General features: G+C 65.2%; 3 protein-coding genes. 2 read left to right on the top strand and 1 reads right to left on the bottom strand.

What is annotated here, in order from left to right; genetic code table 11:
* Positions 1-98 precede the first annotated feature (98 nt).
* Complete coding sequence (locus AB0H52_RS31780) at positions 99-368, top strand: transposase (RefSeq protein WP_357951977.1); 270 nt, start codon at positions 99-101, stop codon at positions 366-368.
* 340 nt (positions 369-708) lie between these two features.
* On the opposite strand, the gene AB0H52_RS31775 is transcribed toward AB0H52_RS31780, so the two are convergent.
* Complete coding sequence (locus AB0H52_RS31775) at positions 709-1,836, bottom strand: Fic family protein (protein ID WP_225854819.1); 1,128 nt, start codon at positions 1,834-1,836, stop codon at positions 709-711.
* Positions 1,837-2,142: 306 nt separating this feature from the next.
* On the opposite strand from AB0H52_RS31775, the gene AB0H52_RS31770 reads away from it, so the two are divergent.
* Positions 2,143-2,451: a hypothetical protein gene (locus AB0H52_RS31770; protein ID WP_151492844.1), complete on the top strand. Its 309-nt coding sequence runs from the start codon at positions 2,143-2,145 to the stop codon at positions 2,449-2,451.
* Positions 2,452-2,483: the final 32 nt, after the last annotated feature.

Below are 2,483 nucleotides of genomic sequence, written 5' to 3'. Positions count from 1 at the left end.
CGAGACCTCCACGACCGCACCGACACCTTCGCCGTCTACGGCATCTAACAAACCATGATCAAACCGGACACTCCCGAACAACGCCGGGGCCGTGCGACCTGCCCGAACTGCACCGACTCGCCACCACGATCGAGACCTGGTGGCCGCAGATCCACGCGTTCCTGACCACCGGAATCACCAACGCCGGGTCGGAAGGCACCAACCGGGTCATCAAGACCGTCGCCCGCGACGCCTATGGATTCCGGAATCCCGAGAACAGCGGCTACGCACCCGCACCGCCACCACCCACCGCCACCGCGGACACCTCAACCCCGCTTAACTTCGAAGAGCCGTCATCGGCCCGAGCGTGCACGGGATCGGGCCGATGAGGCGCGTCCGGCCGAGGGGGCTCAGGTACCAGGATGGGTCCCGGCGGCTTGCTCAGGACCCATCAGGGTAGGCTGAAGTTCAGCCGAGCAGGATAGCGCCTACCAGGCACAATTCGTGTTGGGAATCGGTTCGTGTCGATCCTCGGACACCAAATTTCGTGGAAAATCACGATAAATAGGACAGATTGACTGTCCCGTTTGGCCTATTTAGGCCCCAGGTGTTGTGAGTTTAGAATGCTGCCGGTGCGACCGGCTGCATGGGTTCAATTCGGTAGATAGGGAATGGTGCCCGTTCGCGGCGCGCTGACTGTGGGAGAGTGGCAGTGCCGCGGCCTGCGCGTCACTGTCGGTATGGGTCGATGATTTCCTTTGGGCGCAGCGCGGGGGCGGCGAGGTCGCGCAGCGTCTGCGAGGTGAGGTAGAACCTGCCGCGGGTCTCGCCGTGTTGTTCGAGCATGTCCGCCCGGACGAGGGCGCGAAGGTCGCGGGTTGCTTGGTCGTCGGTGAGGTTTTCGTCGCGTTGATAGAGGGTGCGGCGTACCCGACCGCCGGTGGCGGCGAGGTGTAGGGCGCTGACGACCCGCTCGGGCAGCCCGTTGCGCCGGACCCAGGTGTCGAGCAGTTCCCAGAGATGCGCTGCTTGGTCGAGGCGTTGCCGGACCAGTTGGGCTTGTTGGTGGTGGGCGCTCAGGCAGAATCGGATCCACCTGCTGGTGTCGTTGTCGGGCTGCCAGGTTGGGCCGCCGACCTCACCGAGCGCGTCGTAGTAGGCGTAGGTGTTTCGGCCGACGCCGAGCCACTCCTCGATCGAGGAGAACTCTGGGGCGAGGACACCGTCGCGGGCGAGTACGAGGGTGTGGAGGCAGCGCGACATTCGGCCGTTTCCGTCCCGCCAGGGATGGATTTTGACCAGGTTCAGGTGGGCCATGGATGCCCGGACGAGCAGGGGGGTTTCCGGTTCGCCGTCGGCCAGCCAGTCGATCAGCTCGGAGATCAGCGACGGAACGTCGTCGGCGTCTGGCCCGGTGTAGACGCGTCGGCCGGTGTGCGCCTCGTCGATGTGGATGTCTCCTGGGCGGTAGCGGCCCGGCCACTTGCTGAGGTCATGGCGGAGCATCATGAAGTGCAGTGCGTTGAGCAGCATGTGCTGCCAAGTGAACTCGCGTGAGCGGGCGAGTTGTTGTACGTAGGTCAGGGCGTCCCGGTAACCGGTGATGACTTCCCAGGTCTGCGGGTTCGTCTCCACCGGCTCGTCGCCGGCGACGGCCGCGGCGGCGTCGTCCAGGGAGACCTGGTAGCCCTCGATCGAATTGGAGCCTTGGATGGCGTGGGCGATCAGGGTGCGTCGGAGTTGCCCTGTCCAGCGGTGTGGCTCAGCGATCTGATACCGCAGGTTTTCCCGCATGGTGTCCAGTTCGCCGAGCACGCGCTTGTCGTCATCGGCGAGTGCAGGAGTCCGATACAGCATGCGCTAATCATACAATGCTTTCCGCTGAATCCCAGATTGATTTCAGCATTACGGGGTGGGGGGCATCAGGCCGCTCCTGACGCGTCACGCCCCGTCGCGTACCGCACTGCATGAGGTTGTTCGGTCATGACACCACTTATCCGACCGAAGGAACATCTCGTCGGTCCACTCGCACCTGCTGCCCTGCCCGCGCGTCCGGGTCCAAGCCCGATGCCGATGCCCGCTCTACCTGCCCGAGTCTGCCCACCGGCGATTACCGACGCCAGCCTGGTCCTGGGGATGGCTCTTCCGGCCCGCTGTGGCCGGGTGAGCGCGCAGCAGCTCCTGCGCGCGTTGGGCTGGCCCCCGCACCACCGCATCGACGTTGAGACGCGCCACGGCATGCTCGTCATCTGCTCGGCCAGCGGCGGCCGGCATCAGGTGGGCAGCCGAGGTGATCTGCCCTTGCCGGCGAATGCCCGACACATGTGCCGCATCGAGCCCGGCCAACCCGTGCTGCTCGCCGCCATCGTCACGCACGACCTGCTCGTCGTGCTGTCCCGCACCGGGTTTGATGGAGACATCGAATCCTGGAGGAACACCGGCGATGCCTGCACCGAAGAAGTACAACGATGAGTTGCGTGAGCGTGCGACCCGGTTGGCGGTCG

The organism is Micromonospora sp. NPDC050695 (genome assembly GCF_040654415.1).
Classification (GTDB): Bacteria; Actinomycetota; Actinomycetes; order Mycobacteriales; family Micromonosporaceae; genus Micromonospora.
This window is presented reverse-complemented; position numbering and strand designations above follow the sequence as displayed.